This window comes from Flavobacterium sp. NRK F7 (assembly GCF_024054195.1).
Taxonomy (GTDB): Bacteria; Bacteroidota; Bacteroidia; order Flavobacteriales; family Flavobacteriaceae; genus Flavobacterium.
The window spans coordinates 1,640,384-1,655,640 of sequence record NZ_JAMXLB010000001.1 but is presented as its reverse complement, the minus strand read 5'-3'; the positions used below and the strand labels follow the sequence as shown (position 1 = coordinate 1,655,640).

General features: G+C 32.6%; 25 protein-coding genes. 1 reads left to right on the top strand and 24 read right to left on the bottom strand.

Going from position 1 to position 15,257, the window contains the following annotated elements:
- Positions 1–11: 11 nt before the first annotated feature.
- From NHF47_RS07165 to NHF47_RS07115, 11 genes are all read right to left on the bottom strand, one after another.
- Positions 12–551: a glycoside hydrolase family 108 protein gene (locus tag NHF47_RS07165; RefSeq protein WP_252764284.1), complete on the bottom strand. Its 540-nt coding sequence runs from the start codon at positions 549–551 to the stop codon at positions 12–14.
- Positions 552–651: 100 nt separating this feature from the next.
- Complete coding sequence (locus NHF47_RS07160; protein ID WP_252764283.1) at positions 652–1,026, bottom strand: carboxypeptidase-like regulatory domain-containing protein; 375 nt, start codon at positions 1,024–1,026, stop codon at positions 652–654.
- The gene (locus tag NHF47_RS07155) at positions 1,026–1,775 is read right to left on the bottom strand and encodes a hypothetical protein (RefSeq protein WP_252764282.1); all 750 of its coding nucleotides are present in this window, start codon (positions 1,773–1,775) and stop codon (positions 1,026–1,028) included. Before NHF47_RS07155 ends, NHF47_RS07160 begins: the two co-directional genes overlap by 1 nt.
- Position 1,776: 1 nt before the next feature.
- Positions 1,777–1,962 (bottom strand): hypothetical protein, encoded by a 186-nt coding sequence (locus NHF47_RS07150; protein ID WP_252764281.1) that lies wholly within the window; start codon positions 1,960–1,962, stop codon positions 1,777–1,779.
- 1 nt (position 1,963) lies between these two features.
- A complete protein-coding gene (locus NHF47_RS07145; protein WP_252764280.1) occupies positions 1,964–2,839 on the bottom strand; it encodes a hypothetical protein in 876 nt (291 codons plus the stop codon).
- A 16-nt stretch (positions 2,840–2,855) separates the two neighbouring features.
- Positions 2,856–3,128, bottom strand: coding sequence for a hypothetical protein (locus NHF47_RS07140; RefSeq protein WP_252764279.1), 273 nt, complete (start codon positions 3,126–3,128; stop codon positions 2,856–2,858).
- Position 3,129: 1 nt separating this feature from the next.
- The gene (locus NHF47_RS07135) at positions 3,130–3,501 is read right to left on the bottom strand and encodes a hypothetical protein (protein ID WP_252764278.1); all 372 of its coding nucleotides are present in this window, start codon (positions 3,499–3,501) and stop codon (positions 3,130–3,132) included.
- An 81-nt stretch (positions 3,502–3,582) separates the two neighbouring features.
- The gene (locus NHF47_RS07130; protein ID WP_252764277.1) at positions 3,583–4,170 is read right to left on the bottom strand and encodes a hypothetical protein; all 588 of its coding nucleotides are present in this window, start codon (positions 4,168–4,170) and stop codon (positions 3,583–3,585) included.
- A gap of 61 nt (positions 4,171–4,231) precedes the next feature.
- Positions 4,232–4,699, bottom strand: a complete 468-nt coding sequence (locus NHF47_RS07125) for a hypothetical protein (protein ID WP_252764276.1) — start codon at positions 4,697–4,699, stop codon at positions 4,232–4,234.
- 29 nt (positions 4,700–4,728) lie between these two features.
- Complete coding sequence (locus NHF47_RS07120; protein WP_252764275.1) at positions 4,729–5,586, bottom strand: hypothetical protein; 858 nt, start codon at positions 5,584–5,586, stop codon at positions 4,729–4,731.
- Entirely contained in the window at positions 5,579–7,141 is a 1,563-nt protein-coding gene (locus tag NHF47_RS07115; protein WP_252764274.1) for a transglutaminase-like domain-containing protein, read from the bottom strand. Before NHF47_RS07115 ends, NHF47_RS07120 begins: the two co-directional genes overlap by 8 nt.
- A gap of 270 nt (positions 7,142–7,411) precedes the next feature.
- On the opposite strand from NHF47_RS07115, the gene NHF47_RS07110 reads away from it, so the two are divergent.
- A complete protein-coding gene (locus tag NHF47_RS07110) occupies positions 7,412–7,609 on the top strand; it encodes a hypothetical protein (protein WP_252764273.1) in 198 nt (65 codons plus the stop codon).
- A gap of 497 nt (positions 7,610–8,106) precedes the next feature.
- Here the strand turns inward: NHF47_RS07110 and NHF47_RS07105 are convergent, their stop codons facing one another.
- From NHF47_RS07105 to NHF47_RS07045, 13 genes are all read right to left on the bottom strand, one after another.
- Positions 8,107–8,358, bottom strand: a complete 252-nt coding sequence (locus NHF47_RS07105; RefSeq protein ID WP_252764272.1) for a hypothetical protein — start codon at positions 8,356–8,358, stop codon at positions 8,107–8,109.
- Positions 8,333–8,518: a hypothetical protein gene (locus tag NHF47_RS07100; protein WP_252764271.1), complete on the bottom strand. Its 186-nt coding sequence runs from the start codon at positions 8,516–8,518 to the stop codon at positions 8,333–8,335. The genes NHF47_RS07105 and NHF47_RS07100 overlap by 26 nt, the downstream gene beginning before the upstream one ends.
- 5 nt (positions 8,519–8,523) lie before the next feature.
- Positions 8,524–9,573 carry a hypothetical protein gene (locus NHF47_RS07095; protein ID WP_252764270.1) on the bottom strand — a complete coding sequence of 350 codons (1,050 nt, stop codon included), beginning with the start codon at positions 9,571–9,573 and terminating at the stop codon, positions 8,524–8,526.
- The gene (locus NHF47_RS07090) at positions 9,570–9,917 is read right to left on the bottom strand and encodes a hypothetical protein (RefSeq protein ID WP_252764269.1); all 348 of its coding nucleotides are present in this window, start codon (positions 9,915–9,917) and stop codon (positions 9,570–9,572) included. The genes NHF47_RS07095 and NHF47_RS07090 overlap by 4 nt, the downstream gene beginning before the upstream one ends.
- Positions 9,917–10,102, bottom strand: coding sequence for a hypothetical protein (locus tag NHF47_RS07085; protein ID WP_252764268.1), 186 nt, complete (start codon positions 10,100–10,102; stop codon positions 9,917–9,919). Before NHF47_RS07085 ends, NHF47_RS07090 begins: the two co-directional genes overlap by 1 nt.
- Before the next feature lies 1 nt (position 10,103).
- Complete coding sequence (locus NHF47_RS07080; protein WP_252764267.1) at positions 10,104–10,379, bottom strand: hypothetical protein; 276 nt, start codon at positions 10,377–10,379, stop codon at positions 10,104–10,106.
- A 23-nt stretch (positions 10,380–10,402) separates the two neighbouring features.
- Entirely contained in the window at positions 10,403–11,203 is an 801-nt protein-coding gene (locus NHF47_RS07075; RefSeq protein WP_252764266.1) for a DNA adenine methylase, read from the bottom strand.
- Positions 11,204–11,207: 4 nt separating this feature from the next.
- On the bottom strand, positions 11,208–12,953 hold the full coding sequence (locus tag NHF47_RS07070) for a hypothetical protein (protein WP_252764265.1): 1,746 nt from the start codon (positions 12,951–12,953) through the stop codon (positions 11,208–11,210).
- A gap of 228 nt (positions 12,954–13,181) precedes the next feature.
- On the bottom strand, positions 13,182–13,394 hold the full coding sequence (locus NHF47_RS07065) for a hypothetical protein (RefSeq protein ID WP_252764264.1): 213 nt from the start codon (positions 13,392–13,394) through the stop codon (positions 13,182–13,184).
- A gap of 6 nt (positions 13,395–13,400) precedes the next feature.
- Positions 13,401–13,646: a hypothetical protein gene (locus NHF47_RS07060; protein WP_252764263.1), complete on the bottom strand. Its 246-nt coding sequence runs from the start codon at positions 13,644–13,646 to the stop codon at positions 13,401–13,403.
- A 107-nt stretch (positions 13,647–13,753) separates the two neighbouring features.
- A complete protein-coding gene (locus NHF47_RS07055) occupies positions 13,754–13,963 on the bottom strand; it encodes a hypothetical protein (RefSeq protein WP_252764262.1) in 210 nt (69 codons plus the stop codon).
- Positions 13,964–14,061: 98 nt separating this feature from the next.
- The gene (locus NHF47_RS07050; RefSeq protein ID WP_252764261.1) at positions 14,062–14,274 is read right to left on the bottom strand and encodes a hypothetical protein; all 213 of its coding nucleotides are present in this window, start codon (positions 14,272–14,274) and stop codon (positions 14,062–14,064) included.
- Between the two features lie 512 nt (positions 14,275–14,786).
- Complete coding sequence (locus tag NHF47_RS07045; protein ID WP_252764260.1) at positions 14,787–15,134, bottom strand: hypothetical protein; 348 nt, start codon at positions 15,132–15,134, stop codon at positions 14,787–14,789.
- Positions 15,135–15,257: the final 123 nt, after the last annotated feature.

Below are 15,257 nucleotides of genomic sequence, written 5' to 3'. Positions count from 1 at the left end.
TCCAAAGGTGATTACGCTTTTTTTTTAAATACAAAGGATTTTAAACGGGTCATCCATGATCTGTAAAAAGAACTTCCTAAGCTTTTATAATAGGCGATTCTTGCTTGCATATACAACTCATGCAATCTTTCTTGACTTACCGAATTGACAGCAGTTAAAGTTTGGTTTCCAATGACCCCATCTTCTGACAAATGAAATCCGAAATAATCATTTAGTACACTTTGGGCTATCATTGCTGCGGTTCCAGTTCCTGCGTTTACTCCATGATCGATAATAATGTTTGCAATGGATTGATTACTAAAAGAACTCCCTTTCATTACATTCCAGTACCATTGTTTGTAAATTTCAACTGCTACTGATTTTGGCATATTCATCATATCGGTTTTACTCGGTGGTCTTTTAATCCAACGCTCATAAGTTTTTGCAGAAATACCCCAATTAGTACCTACTAATTGACCTAAACTATTGTAATTACCTGAATCGTTTTCAAGCTCTTGGTAACCACCTTCCACATTGTGAAGTATTTTTAAAAAATCATTAAAATTTGCCATAATCATTATACTTTTAAAATTGAAGCAAAGGGCATTGCTGCCCTGTGCTGTCAACCTCGCTACTAATACAACTACTAAAAAAGAAGTATCTTAAATATTTTTATTTCGAATACACACTATACCCAAAAAGAGCCGTTAGAACTGCAATGCACAACCAACAAGGTTTCTTTTTATAGGTTCCCGTATAACCAGGTAAATTCGTAAATGCATCTTTCATTACAATGGTTTTGTAATTTAGATTCAGGACTATGTCTGTAACCTGCTCTTTCCCTACATAGCTAATGGCTACCTTAGAGTAATTATTGATACTAAAATCCGATATAGAAAAATCACCTTTTGCATCGGTTAGAACTCCGTAAGGCACTCCATTAAAACTTGGATAATCTAAAATGCTCACGTGTGCTCCCTCGAGCGCTTCCCCAGACTCATCTACAACTTTGCCCTTAAAACCAACTGTATTTGTTTTTGTTTCCATTATATCTCTATATTAACTTCTTTGTGTGCTACCCAACCATAACCGTAAAAGGTATCTAGTGACCAGGCTACATCGACCACATAATAATACTGTCCGCTTGTAACTCCTCTATACACTTTGATAATTTCTCCAATGGTTTGTGAGTACTTCATAAAGTCTCGTTTTACACCACTATTTTGATACTCACCGTTTGCTTCACTAGCTTTATAGATAGTAGTGCCGTTTGGGTTTAAAACCTGAATAGTGGTACCAACTGAAAAGGGTATTTGTGGTTTAATACTTCCATCAGGATTAAACTGACCTTCATACTCCGATTTAGCTCCCAATGAATCAAAGAACTTTTGTAGCTCTCTATTGTTTAATTCGCTTAGAACATCAGTTAGTAAATTGCTATCGAAAAGCACTTTGTAGGCTTTTATTACGTTTTCCAAAGAAGAAACTTTTAAAGCTAGGCTATTGAGTTGCGCCTCATCGGTTCCATCAGGAATGGTAATGGAGCCAAACGGCCACGCATCAATTTTGTCAATGGAAAACATGGCTTTGTACATCACCATAGCTGCTTGCACATCAGGTAGATGCGCATATTTCTCCACAAACTTTTGCTTTTGCCACTCTTTATATTTTTTCCAACCATAATACCCCGCAAAGGCAATACCACCACCAATAACTAATGTTTTTGTGGTTCTAATCACATCGGGATTTGTGGCTACGGCAGCAACTGCTAAAGGGTTTGATAGTTGTTTTTTCATTTTATAAGAAGGTTTTTAACATAGTAAATTTGGTAGCCGAACTTAAATAAGCTCTTGCTTTACTATTGTCTGATAAAGAAGTCAATCGCTCTAATTCTTCGGTTGATAAAGCTTTTAATTTCTCAATTGCTTTTACTCTTTTGAGTTCGTCAATCGAGTTTTTTCCTGTTATAATTACATTAGCCATTTTAGATATTGTATTTGGTTATTAATTGTTGTAATTCTGTTTTAAATTGCTCATTACCCATGAAGTTTAAAGTTGCTCCCACAAAGTTTACATCTTGATCAGTAACTTCATTTGCAGAAATGTAATCCACAAAATCCCGTTTTACTTCAGACAAATTACTTTGAGGACTATTTAATCCTGGAGTGGGTATTTGTCCGCTTTTCATAGCAGCCATATTGGCAAATACTTCAGGTGCTTTTTCAATAAGTTTCTCAAAGGCAGGAGAATCCAAAAAGGATTTGTTTTCCATTTTTGCAAGTGTGATTGCCATGGTTTTTTCCTGCTCTGATATCGCTAGTTTACTTTTGAGTTCTCGGTTTTCAATTTCTTGTAAATCAAAATCCTTTTTAATTTTTCTAAGTTCTTCTGTGCGCTCTTCCAAGGTTTCTTTCATCGCTTCGTACTTATCAGCTTTACGAACCATTTCTTTGGTTTCAGGTGCCGATAATCCAAAAGGATTGCCAAGAGCTCCATAATCCACTGGACTAGGATTTGGATAAGAAAAAGCTTGTGGCATGGCTTGGGTACTGGGTAAAGAATTGTTTGGTGTTACAGCTGGCAGATTTTGAGATTTATCACTTTCAACATCAAATTTTATGGTGTAACCCATACCATTTACTTTCACATTGGTATTGCCTTGCTTTTTGCGATGCTCGATCCAGGCTCTTGTTTTGGTACTTGGATTTAAAGACAAAATGTATTGTTCTAAATCTTCGTTTGGAATGTCTTTATAATACACATTTTGACCAATGCGTGTGTCGTTATTTAGATTGGTAATCCAAATAAAATTCTCTGGATTCTCTTTTAAAAAATTAATTGTATTTTGAATTGAACTCATAATATGTAGCGTTATATTATTGATTGCATGAATTTTCAGATACTCTAAGGCATCTAAAGTGTAGGTTTTTGCCTGTTTCTGATAGAAAAGTAATAGAGACGTTATTGCCTTTGTCGATTGCTAATCCATTGGTATGAATGGGAAAGCTTTCCTCTTTTTCATACGTAATACCATCAATAATAACGGCTGCATCTCCTAAGTTTTGGAATACAGGATTGATGCATCCATCTAGTGGAAAGGCATCCGTACTTTGATTAATGGTTGCTCTAACGTAGTTTACTTTTTTCATCTTAACAGCTGCTTAATTCTTGGTTAGGTACTACGGCAAATAATACTTGCACAGTAACATCATTGGCTCTATTAGGCGTGTAAGCGGTAAGCCTAACATTGTACTCATAGCCTCCTGAGAAATCCACAGGACGTAATGAGTTTAAAAATCCTCCTCCTGGTTGTTGTTTGGAAAAAGATAAATCACTCGGACTTAAAACTTCATTTCCATTGTTCAGAATCGATAGATTGATTAATTCACCTGTTGCATTTCCAGTATTTACTTGCGCAATACCAATTACTTTTCCATCAGGTAATTTTATCGAGGTAGAATCTACGGTAGAGTTTGCAGCAGGAAGTGTAACCTTAATGATTTTGGTTTCAAACTTTTTCATAAAACTTTAAATTAAAAAAGCCTTACCTTACAATAAGACAAGGCTTTTTAGTTATGGTTGTGGTAAAATGGTTCGGGAATATTATGCGTCTGACTTTTTAGAAGTCTGAGCACCATTGATTCGTAAATACACGTAGTGTTTTACACCTGAATCTAAAGTTACTCCTGGAGGGAATTTAATCTTTAAAGTGATCTCTCTATTATCCGCGAAATAATGTAAGGTTCTAAGTTCTTTGTAAGCATCAGCTACTTTTAAACCGTTTACATTGTTTAAATCTTTAACCGGCATACGGAATACTTCACGTCCTTCTTGTTCGGCAATAAAGATGGCATTTTTCAACTCTTTTGGAGCAGCTGTCACATAATCAATGCTTCCTTCTAATCCTGAAGCAGCATTGGTTGCATAACCTAAAGAAACTTCATCAAAGACAAAAGCTCTACCTGTTTTTAAACGGTTTTTATCAAAAGAATTGATGCCATCAATCCTTTCTGCTGTTGCATCTAAAAGATCAATTGTTCCTCCTCCTGAAATCTCTTTTTTAAGTTCTAAAACTTGGTCTTGCAAGGCCACATTTTTATTAGCAAAATCGGATTGCAATTGATTTGATAATCTATTTTGAATTAACATTAAGAAGTTAATCGCAATATTGAAAAATACTTTGTTATTCATGGTTTTGTGGTATTAAATGGTTTTTGTTTTTACTTTTTTTTTAAATGATTACGTGATTGAATTAAACTCCTAGCGGTGCTTTACTTGGTAATGAAACGGGAACTGCTCTTTCCGTTGAAGAAGTTCCTGCATTCCAAGAATACGAGCTATTCAACATTTTTGCGCTTACTGGAGCAGGTTGTGTGATGGTTTCTGCATTGTGTCCTACAACGGCATTGATAAACTTGCCAGTAGTTTTACTGTTGTCTTGTTGATCAATTGCAGGAACTAACAAATCGGTAACCGCATCGGTTCCTTGTTTGATGGCCATTCCTACTAATGCCGATTGAGCAACTTCTCCTGCGGTTGTTTTTGTGTCAATACACGCAGCTCCAACTAAGGCAGCTACTGCAATTGCACCTTTTTTGTAAGAGTTAGTGCTTTCAGGCATAACTGCCGCCACACCGTCTGAAAGCTTTGCTCCAATAACTCCTGCACCAATTTTAGTAGCTTGACCTACTACTGTTTTTTGTGTCGGTTTCTTAAACATGGTTTTTGTGGTTTAAATGGTTTTTAAAATTATTTAAGGAGTTTTCTGACTATTAGGCCAACTCCAAAGCCTATTACGAATTTCTTTAAAATGTTTTTAGTATTTTGTGTTGTCGATGGTTGCGAACTATTTCCAGTGGTATCTGTTGGATTAGTATTTCCATCTGCATCAACATTGGTACTCGTATCATTATTTCCAATAGTAATTTGTTTGGGTACATACACTTCAATGTTTGCATTAAAAGTGTTGTAAATTCTTTTCAGTACTGGTTGTAATTCGGTTAAAACACCACCTGAAGAAATTAATAATTTTACTATTGCTTTTTCATAATTAGTTTGCGCTTGCATTTGTGAACTAACTACTTTTAAAATAGGAATTACCATGGTTTCAATTAGTAAATCTCTAAGCTCTAAAGCAGGTTTTGAAAGTCCTTTGAGCTCGTTGTATTTGTGATACTCTTTTAAAAGAGAAACTCTTTTTAAAATGGTATTTATTTTTTCCAATTTCTCTTCACTAAAAGCTTGGTTTTCGATTGCCAAAACTTCATTTGTGATGTCTTGAATAATCAAACTCAAATCATTTGAAAAATCATCAAGTACTATTTCTTCATTCAAAGTAGGTTCGTACAAACCTCTAGGATCATTCTGTAGATTAGACAAAATCTCATCATACTCGTTGAACGTTCCTCTTTGCCAAAATTCACTTCCTCCTGATCCAATGTCTTGAGCCAAATTGGCAAAACTTCCAATTTCTGAGGATATCCCAAAAGTGGCCGTATTTACCGAACTATCCACAAAACTCGCTACTTTAACAATGAGTCTTTTTAAAGCTCTACCCAGCCATCCGTTAAGTTGTTCCTGGTTGTGTATGTAGTTGTAATTATACATTGGCAACGGTTTTAGTTTTATCATCTCCTTTTAGCATATAGGCGCCTGCTGCCAAAACCATAACTACTCCTGCGGCAGTTCCAAATCCTGCTTTACTTACTTTGGGAGTGTTTGGATAATCGATGTTTCCAGAACCTCCAGTATTCTCAAAATCTCCAGTAGTATTGCCTGATGTGCCATCACCAGCTCCAAGAATTGAAAAGATAATCGGTGCAGTAGTTAACAGGGTTTGCATTACACTAGCTAAATTGATACTTGATGAGGCTACATCGCTATTTAAAGCGCTTTCGATTTCAGGTGTTATAATAAAAGCAGGGATTTCTTCCGTTTTTGGTTTGTTGTTTACAGAATAACTATGTTCAGAAGCGACTATGTTTACTCCTAAATTCGTTCCCCATAAATACACTCCATCAAAATAATCTTGTGAATTGGCATAATGCGTGAAATTATAAGGGATTCTATCAGGGCCAATTTCAAAATACGTTACAATGTGTTTTTCAAAAGCCAGTCCTAAAACTTTCCAAATTTTATTGTCTAAAAATGAAAGCAAAAACTCAAAGGATGCATTGGAACAAGGATTCCATCCTTCACGAAATTTTGTGATATACGTTAGTATTAAAGCATTTCTTTTTAACCAATATTCTGAATAGATTTTATGGACTTCTTCAAAGCGTTTTTCTTCAATAGCTTTGTTGTATTTAGCTATGATAGATAAAAAGTATTTTGTGATTTCAGGGATTAATGCTTGTAAACGGTTAGCATCAAAAGCGGTTCCGCCCCAACATTTAATAGAATTAAATAGTTTAGAAAGGTTTAAGTCTTTGAATAATTTGGATATCCAATCAAAATTAACATCGCTTCCTTCTTCACTAGCTGCTAAATAATGAATCGGGTTTTGATCCTGGCAACTACATGCTAACATTTGGTAATCGTATGTATTGTCCAAATACATTTGATTTTGGTTTTCTTCGAGTGGACTAGCAAGTCCTATGTGTGTTAATCCTGACATACTTAAATCGTATTTTTCATTATAATTAACTTCTTTGTCATCATGTGTTGTAGCGTCAATCACATAGTAGCTTGAATTTGTGGGTACAATTACATAAACATGGCCCCAATTGTTTGAACCTCGTAGTTTTACCTTTCTAAAATAATGCGGTATATCCAAATTCAGTAAAAGACAGGATGCTAAAACACTATACGATTTGCAGTCTATTCCTTTCTTTCTGTAATACCAGGCACTACTTGGAGCAAATAATTTTTGAACGTTAGTATCTATGTTATACTGAAAATGGGAATACAACCATTTATAAATATTAGATACTGTTTCTTGGAGTGTAGCTCCTTTTAAAAGTGGAGCAACTTTTTCCAATTGTTTGTAATACTTTACGGTCCATTGTTGCATAAATTGGAGTGTATCATAGGTATTGCTATCATCATTTTCTTTGTCAAAATGATGCACGCTATTTTGAAACTTAGGTATCAATTTATCATACTGATAACCGTTTTTCAGTGGCCTGTATAATGCCTTATTTACTTCTGATATGATATCCATAATTTAAAAACCTATTACATTAATAGTAACTACGCCTGTAATAGGCTTGTTTAATCTAACTAACCAATTTATTTATGTCAACGAATCTGAGTTCAAAAGTATAGCGGTAAAAAATAACGAAGTCAGGATTTTCTAGGATTTACCAAGATTTTACAGGATTATCTAACATTTTCCACGATTTTCTACGATTTTACAGGATTTTCTACGATTTTTAATTTTATGGAATTGATAATTTTGGTTATTTTTGGAGAACCATTTAACCACCTAGTTATGAATATGAAAGAAGAGTATACTTACAAAAGAAAGCAGGAAATTTTTAAAGAGTTTCCTAAAGTTCCCGAAAAGTTTTTACGCAATTTGATTAACGAAACTATTTCTAAAGTTAGTGGTGTGCCGTTAAAAGAAGCAAAGGATCGTAAGGTGGTATTTCCTAAAGAAGTTGAAATTATTTATAAGGAGTTGGTATAATTTTTTAAAAAAATGGTTGTTTTTTTAAAAAATTATTACCACATTTGTTACGTAATAAAAAAACCGCAAAGTGCGCCAACACTTTACGGATTTTTTAAATCACCGATTGATAACTCTTTCGATGACAACTTTAATAATGACGGATAGAAAAACTTTAAGGATTTCCGTCTTCCAATTTACATTTGGTCTTTGGTTTCTCAAACGTCTAGACCGCTTTTTAAAAAAACTCATTGTATATGAAATTATAAATTACTTATTTATATATTCCATAATTTTTATTTAAGTCATTTACAAACTTAATAAATCTTTATAAGAACTCTATAATTTTCAAATGTTTTGTTTTGAACAATTTAATCAACAATTATCTAATTCCTAAATATTTATTATTAAGTTATTTTTATCGAATTTTACATTTAAGCCGCTTTTGTAACATTACCTTAAATTGATACTACATCATTAAAAAATTAGTTTAAAACGGCTTATTTTAAGTCAAAAAGTTATTTTGAGTAAAAAATGATTTTAAGCCTATTTCTTATCAAACGTGTCGTTTTATACTTGCCATTACCTAAAACTTCTTTAAAAAGCTTTGTTTTGATTTCTTCGTCTTGTAAAAAGTTAGAAAGCTTGTTTGCAGAAGTAATTTTGGTATTTTTAACGTGATTCTCTTTTGGATTTTCTAAAACCAAAATGATAAAGTTCTTATTAATTTTTGCGTTCAATGGCTTATCGGATTTTAGTGCTTTTGCCATGATATTCTATTTTAAGTTCATTATTTTTTTGCTGTTCATTTTCATATCTTATTTTGTAATAAATTAGTAAAACCGATAAAGAAATAAATAACATAAGCCACATCGTAACTACAAAACCAATTGCAATGGCTTGCAGTTTTTTTAATTGATTTTCGTTCATGATAATTAAAAGATTTTTGATTTAATTCCGATAAATTCAAAGACAAAGCGAAATCCTGTCTTATCCATTAAGTGGTTGTAGATTTTCTGATGTGTATACTTTAACCTATCAAATCTTTTTTCGATTTGTTTTGGTGAACCTATTAAACAAAAAATACATCCTGAACGTTTCTCAGGTTCAACTCTTATTTTTGATAGTGTTCCATCATTTTCAATAAACTCGACTTCTCTCGAATAATAAATTGGTGCAAAATTTAAATTGAATTTATTGTGATAAGCCCAAATATCATTTTCAGTCCAAATTGATATAGGCCTACTCATTGGATTTTCTCCAAATGAATTACAACCTGTTTTTAAGTAAGATATTCTACGCATATCTCCTTCTTCAGTAGTAGTTGCTGTAATTGGTTTTCTTTTGGATATTTTTTCATACCTTCTAAAAGGCTCTTTCTTAAAAATATCGCAACATTTATCACTAACTTTAAAAGGAGCATTAATAAGAGGTTTCCATCTATTTGCTAATTTGAATGAATTAGAGATTGTTCCATCTGATTTAATTCCTGAAAGGTATAATGTTCTACTTTTTTTATTTCTATCAGTAGGGTTTCTTAAATCTTTAATCATTCTTGAAGTCTTTTTACTTCCGATCAGAAAACCCACATTGTTTATTACATCAGTCCATTTCATTTTTGGTTTTAACCAAATAACATTTTTAAACCCTTTAACATGTTTTCTAATATCTGGAAACTCTAAACCTGTATCACAAAAAACTTTAGGTGGCTTAGATAATGAATTAATCTTTAAATAGTTTTTAAGAAATAAATATTCAAAGTTTAAATATTTATCAAGTAAACCATCATGTAGATTAGTGATAATATCATCCAATACTTGACTATCTTTTCCTCCACTGAAAGATAAATAAACACATCCTTTGTATGCTTCAAAATAGTCGATGTATCTTTCTAATGTCCAAGTAATCTTTTCATCTAAAGACAAGGATTTTCTGCGTTTAAGCTCATCATTTGTTACTAATAATTTCAATTTACTTTCACTCATAATTGCAAACTTTTTAATTGTTGATCCAGGGTAAATGAGTATTTGGTTTTAACGTGGCGTTCAAACGTGGCGTTACTTTTGTTTTGCCAAAGACAAACTTTCAATAAAACGGCTGCTTCTGAAGCTTTTAACGTGATAGAATAACCTTTTTTAGGCTCTTGATTTTCAATCTTATTTCTAAAATTGAACCATAATCGCAACGCTAAATCAACGTAGATAATCGCATTGAGAAAATCGGATTGCGAACGTAAATTGGATGCTAACGAATTTTGATATTCGTGTAATTCATTTTGTAATACATGAATTTCTTCTTGTGTTACATTTTGTATTTTTATTGTTTTCATTATTCGTAGATGTATTTAAGCGAATTACTGGCTACATCATAAATCTGAATTTTAGTGTAACCATTGATTTTTTTAGACAACCTTTGAACCATGGAATAAATGATGGTTTCATCGGGTTTACTGTTATGCTTAATGGGTGAATACCAAACTTGGTTAGGCGTTCCTTTGGGAAACAAAACCACCATTTTAAGCTTGCTTTCTGTTTTGCTCCAAAATGGCATGGTGTCTCTTTTTTAAGTTCGACTTCATCTTTTTGTACTTCGCATTGGCTTGTTTCTGAGTGTGCGCAAAGACAATGACTTTGTTTTTCTCAAAATAGAATTTCTTATTTCCTTTTTTCAAGAGCTGCTTCTCTTTGCAGTTGTAAAGCCATTGTCTTACTTTTGGAAGAATGACACTTCTAACGAATAATGAAACGAGGTAAAGGGTTGCTAAATAGCAAATGATGTTAATTGTTTTCATGTGGTTAAATGGTTTTTTAAATGTTAATAATTCATCCAAATAATTTCTAATTGTTTTTCTTTTTTCATCGAATGGCCGATTGGCTTTAATCTCACCATTCTCCAATCTTTGTATAATTCAGAATAAAGTTTTGATTCATACATTGATACCATGGCCTTGCCTTTTATAGAATTGAGTTTTTGTGATAAATCGTAATGATTTTCATCCGTAAATTCATGAGTGTACATCTTTTTGTAATTTCTTTCACGGAGTTCGTAAGGTGGATCTACATAGAAAAATGTTTCTTCAGTATCATATTTTTCTAAAACCTTAGAATAGTCCAAACTTTCAAACTGAATCTTTCTTAATCTTTCCACTATTTCTGGCAACTTATCTATTGCATTAGTGAACTTTGCTACATTTTGAGAAACGCCACCATAACTGCTAGTAATACAAGCATTAAATCCAGTGTGTTCTTTTAAACCTGAACCTTGAAAACTCATTCTACATCGAACAAAAAAGCGTCTTGCTATTTCAACATCGTTTGAATTATCATTTATGGGATAACATTTCTTATATTCTTCTCTGTGGACCGGAGTCATTTTTAATGCATAAAATAACTCTTCAGGTTTATCTCTTAGAACTTTAAAAAAGTTCATAACATCACCTGAAACATCGTTAGCGGTGTCTAGTTTTGAAGGTTTTTTGTTGAGCGTTACAACCATGGACCCGCACATTAAATCAACAAAAGAAGTATGCTCAGGAAAATGGGAGTATAATTCGTTGATAAAGTTGTACTTACCTCCAAAATAATTGAATGCTAAAAGTTTTTTTTCTTTAATCATGTGGTTAAATGGTTTTAATTTTCTTTGGTGAATAATTCAATAATTTCTCTGTAAATTTTAATCGGTATTGTTCAGGAAGATTGTTTTTGATGTAATCAAACGTATCGTTTAACGAGAGTCGGTTATTCATAAAGCGACTGATCACTAAATCGAATTTCTTAGCAAAATTGATTCGTTCTTTACGTTTCTTTGCGTTTAAAATGATGACGCTTTCGTTGCTAATACGTTCCTGAATGTCTTTTTTATGCTTTAAAAAAGCCTTTTTGGTATACACAAAACCAATTTCTTTTGCTGTGGTTCTCGTTGGATCTAGGTATTCATGTGGAAATAATGGTCGCACTCCTGTTTTGGCAAACCATTTGTTGGCATGGTTGATTCTCCAACGGTATTCTTGCAGTTTATCGACCATCAAATCTTTGTGATACAAATGACCGTTAGGATTTAAAAATTCTTTGCTGAGCAATAAATCGTACGCTTTAAGCCAGGAACCAAAATAAGGCTTGTTATTTTTGTACAACTTGGCCAAGCTTTTTAAAATTTCTTGGATTTCGAGTTCTCTAAACTCTTCTCGAGTGATGGTTCCTTCTTTGGATTCCAAATACATCGTTCGGATATCAATAGGAACCCAGTTGTTGTAGTTGCCTTTCGTTAAATTATTACAAAATTCAATCTTGGTTTCGATTAATTTTTCGAGATTTTCCGAAACTTTAACAGTTTTCGCGGCCGCCCTAGTTTGTTTATTTTCTAACTGTGAAGTGGTGTTATTGTAAAAAGCAAATGAAGTATCAGGCGAAGCCGTTCCTTTCTCCAGAGAATTGTTATCAACATTCTCTTTTATGTTATTATTATTTACTTTTGTTACAGTAATCTCTTTGGTATTGCAAAAACTTTTAGCGGTTCTCGTTGTAACGCATTGATTTTCAAGGGTGGTTAATTTTTCGGTTTTGAGGTCTAAAACGACCAAAATTTCGGGGTTGATATGCACTTTTACACCTCTTTTGTGGCCACAAAAAGTATAATCAAAAAATACACCTGCATCAATTAAATGCTTTCTGTGGTTCTTAATCGTTTCATTGGTTACTGGAATACTCTTCACACCATTTCGTTCCAACTGCGCTATCTTAACGGAGTTAATCTCGAGCATCTTTAACGGTCTTTCTTGGGTAATACCTAAATCTTGGATTACTTTAGTATGTTGTTTTAATTGCTGTGCGTATTCGTGTAGAATGTTTTGGAAAACAAGTTCGGTAGCATACTTAATAATGTGCAGCTTCTTTTTAGGTAACTGTATGCCTTTTTCAGCGAAAAGCTTATCCACTTCTTCGTTATAGAAGGAAGCGGAATAGCTTTTGAATTTCTTTACAAAAACACGTTTAAACGTTTCTTGTATTTGATCAAGTTGTATGGCTTTGCAGCTTTCGTTGTATTTGTCTATGGATTCATTTTCAATTTTACGTTTTGCATTGATTGCATCTACAAACACTCGGAACTTATCCATAGTGGCTGCAAAGGATTCGCTCTCTATAATGGGCCAAATTGCTTTTAACGGTCGTTCGTTAAACGCAGAAGCAACGTAGATTTTCTTTTTTTCTAACGTGGGTTTAACGTCTTTAAACGTTTCGATAACGTCACGTTGTATGACGTTAACGGGAACGTTATTTTGCGTTACAGGAGTTATTTTACCAAAAACATTGATATGAAATAACTCTCCAACTTTCATTGGATTGCTATTTTGATTGGAGGATCTCATATCAATTTTTATTTTCTAATTTGATATAGATGCTAGCGCTAAAAACAATTATGGCAAACACTGCTAAACAGGTTACAAATGAATCAATATCTTCTTTGAGAGTGGCTTCGTTAGATTTTCCTGTTATCCAAAAATAAAGGAATAGTACAAGTAGAAATACTATGTAGTATAGTATGCTTTTAAGTGGTGAAAATTTCATGGTACGTGTGGTTTAAATGGTTAAATGGTTTATAAAATTTCGGGTTCCTGGACCTGAATGTTATAAGCTTGTTTGAATTGATTTTTTTGAACCTCTTTTCGTTGTTCTTTGAGGTACAGACTTACATGTCTTACAGCATCAATTTCGTTGTCTTTTTCTAAAAGTTCTTGCAAGCTTTCAATAGCTGTGGTGTAGCGCGCTTCTTTTTCGTTTAAATGCTGAATGATTTTTGAATTACTCATAATTATTTACTTTTTTAAAATTAATTGATGTAAATTAGACTCTAGGTACTCTCTAGGAATTGAAATAATTGATTGTCTTAGGTATTCAGAGGTAAACAAAAGAACTATTCCTTTGTATTCATATACAATTTTGGAATATTCATGAGGGTTAAATAAGCAGTTATTCAAACCAATTATAAACTTTTTAATTTCGTGTTTATCAAATTTCAAAGTGATAGTATTAACACCGTTAATGATTACAATTTTCTTCATAAGTTTTAAATTTTAACCTTTCAGAAGAGAGCGATGTTAACCCGCATTCGCTCTCAACGTCAAGGATTCACACGTTTTGTAACGTGAAGTGGTATTTTTAAAATTGGTTAAATGGTCGAGAGTAGCTCTGTAATTACGTTTTTCCTGAAGGCATCAGGATTATACTTTTGTAAGTAGCTTTCTAAACCAATGGTATTGGCTACTTGAAACTCACGTTTAACGTTATCCATCATTTGTTTTTTGCGGTAAATGGCTTGTGCTACTTTGTCCAATTTTTTAAAAGCAGCTGTTGCTTCTATTAATTTATTATTTATCATAATTTTTACTTAATTTTGGACCGTTAAGCTGTGGTGGCTTAACAATCTGCACCGTTCATGGTGTGGTTAAATGGTTGAGAGTGGAGTGGTATCCACTCTCATTTTTTATTGGCATTTCGTTTTCTACTACTCATAAGTTGCAAAGCGATATCCATATATTCTTCTTTACTTTTTACTCTTGATTTCTTTTCCTTTTTTGGTTTACTAGGTTGTTGCAACGCTTTAATTTCTTGCTGTATAATATCTATAAATCGCTCTTTCTCAACTTGTGAGAGCGAATTAAAGACGGTATATACAGTTTCTGCGTACATTTTCTAATTATTACTTCTTTATTAAAAACACAACCCATATATTTGTAATTCAAAAGATTAATATTGACAGTATTAATCCTTTTTTAAAACCATTTAACCACAAATACCAGTTACACTATGAAAAGACCAGTATCTCGATTTTAATAGCATTTTATTACAAAATAGGTAATGAACTTACCTTTAGAGAGTTTGCAATGCCTACTCTTTAGGGTTGTGTTTATATAGCATTAAATCAATATTGTTAAGCTTTTAGCTTACTTCATTTTTATTTCTATTCTTAAAACAGCCCTTATACTTGTAATTAACGATTACGATTTCAAACATTTTTTAACCATTTAACCGCGCCTATAAGGGCTTTTATTTTATGAAAAATCAGTATTCATTCCTTTTTGATTGTGAAAACATCTACAACAAAATCACGTTTTATCTTAAAATTTCAACCTCATATACTGAGGAAAACAACACATTATCTTACGATGATTTAATAACTTTTAATGATTTATTAAATTCACTTAGGACGGAACTTCATATGCAAATAGCCGAGCATATGGAAGTATATCAAAATCCAATTGACTTATATATTTGCCAAGCGATTGTTGATGGATATACTGCAAGTTTTGTAAACTTAATAAACTTGGAAATTCTTCCATCTTCTTGATGATATGAATATGTGTTACTAAATAATTTCGCAAATACATTTCAAAATTGCATTCATTAACAACATTAATGATTTGCTTGTATGACAATTGAAGGTTTTTGAATTGATTTAAAAAGATTGAAATTAAAATCTCATTCTCAAAATCATTTCTTAAAATGCTGTTCTCATTAAGCATTTTATTTCTTTTTGAAACGTTTATCATTTTATTTAGTTTTAAAAAAAACACAACCCATTTAGTTGATCACGGATTAATGTTACCGCATTAATCCTATAGTTAAACCATTTAAACCACATTGACCATGGACAAACTACAATTTTCAAGTGT

Bases quoted from the DNA above. Each gene is read 5' to 3' on its own strand.
- NHF47_RS07165 (WP_252764284.1), bottom strand. From the start codon at position 551: ATGGCAAATTTTAATGATTTTTTAAAAATACTTCACAATGTGGAAGGT.
- NHF47_RS07160 (WP_252764283.1), bottom strand. From the start codon at position 1,026: ATGGAAACAAAAACAAATACAGTTGGTTTTAAGGGCAAAGTTGTAGAT.
- NHF47_RS07155 (WP_252764282.1), bottom strand. From the start codon at position 1,775: ATGAAAAAACAACTATCAAACCCTTTAGCAGTTGCTGCCGTAGCCACA.
- NHF47_RS07150 (WP_252764281.1), bottom strand. From the start codon at position 1,962: ATGGCTAATGTAATTATAACAGGAAAAAACTCGATTGACGAACTCAAA.
- NHF47_RS07145 (WP_252764280.1), bottom strand. From the start codon at position 2,839: ATGAGTTCAATTCAAAATACAATTAATTTTTTAAAAGAGAATCCAGAG.
- NHF47_RS07140 (WP_252764279.1), bottom strand. From the start codon at position 3,128: ATGAAAAAAGTAAACTACGTTAGAGCAACCATTAATCAAAGTACGGAT.
- NHF47_RS07135 (WP_252764278.1), bottom strand. From the start codon at position 3,501: ATGAAAAAGTTTGAAACCAAAATCATTAAGGTTACACTTCCTGCTGCA.
- NHF47_RS07130 (WP_252764277.1), bottom strand. From the start codon at position 4,170: ATGAATAACAAAGTATTTTTCAATATTGCGATTAACTTCTTAATGTTA.
- NHF47_RS07125 (WP_252764276.1), bottom strand. From the start codon at position 4,699: ATGTTTAAGAAACCGACACAAAAAACAGTAGTAGGTCAAGCTACTAAA.
- NHF47_RS07120 (WP_252764275.1), bottom strand. From the start codon at position 5,586: ATGTATAATTACAACTACATACACAACCAGGAACAACTTAACGGATGG.
- NHF47_RS07115 (WP_252764274.1), bottom strand. From the start codon at position 7,141: ATGGATATCATATCAGAAGTAAATAAGGCATTATACAGGCCACTGAAA.
- NHF47_RS07110 (WP_252764273.1), top strand. From the start codon at position 7,412: ATGAATATGAAAGAAGAGTATACTTACAAAAGAAAGCAGGAAATTTTT.
- NHF47_RS07105 (WP_252764272.1), bottom strand. From the start codon at position 8,358: ATGGCAAAAGCACTAAAATCCGATAAGCCATTGAACGCAAAAATTAAT.
- NHF47_RS07100 (WP_252764271.1), bottom strand. From the start codon at position 8,518: ATGAACGAAAATCAATTAAAAAAACTGCAAGCCATTGCAATTGGTTTT.
- NHF47_RS07095 (WP_252764270.1), bottom strand. From the start codon at position 9,573: ATGAGTGAAAGTAAATTGAAATTATTAGTAACAAATGATGAGCTTAAA.
- NHF47_RS07090 (WP_252764269.1), bottom strand. From the start codon at position 9,917: ATGAAAACAATAAAAATACAAAATGTAACACAAGAAGAAATTCATGTA.
- NHF47_RS07085 (WP_252764268.1), bottom strand. From the start codon at position 10,102: ATGGTGGTTTTGTTTCCCAAAGGAACGCCTAACCAAGTTTGGTATTCA.
- NHF47_RS07080 (WP_252764267.1), bottom strand. From the start codon at position 10,379: ATGAAAACAATTAACATCATTTGCTATTTAGCAACCCTTTACCTCGTT.
- NHF47_RS07075 (WP_252764266.1), bottom strand. From the start codon at position 11,203: ATGATTAAAGAAAAAAAACTTTTAGCATTCAATTATTTTGGAGGTAAG.
- NHF47_RS07070 (WP_252764265.1), bottom strand. From the start codon at position 12,953: ATGAGATCCTCCAATCAAAATAGCAATCCAATGAAAGTTGGAGAGTTA.
- NHF47_RS07065 (WP_252764264.1), bottom strand. From the start codon at position 13,394: ATGAGTAATTCAAAAATCATTCAGCATTTAAACGAAAAAGAAGCGCGC.
- NHF47_RS07060 (WP_252764263.1), bottom strand. From the start codon at position 13,646: ATGAAGAAAATTGTAATCATTAACGGTGTTAATACTATCACTTTGAAA.
- NHF47_RS07055 (WP_252764262.1), bottom strand. From the start codon at position 13,963: ATGATAAATAATAAATTAATAGAAGCAACAGCTGCTTTTAAAAAATTG.
- NHF47_RS07050 (WP_252764261.1), bottom strand. From the start codon at position 14,274: ATGTACGCAGAAACTGTATATACCGTCTTTAATTCGCTCTCACAAGTT.
- NHF47_RS07045 (WP_252764260.1), bottom strand. From the start codon at position 15,134: ATGATAAACGTTTCAAAAAGAAATAAAATGCTTAATGAGAACAGCATT.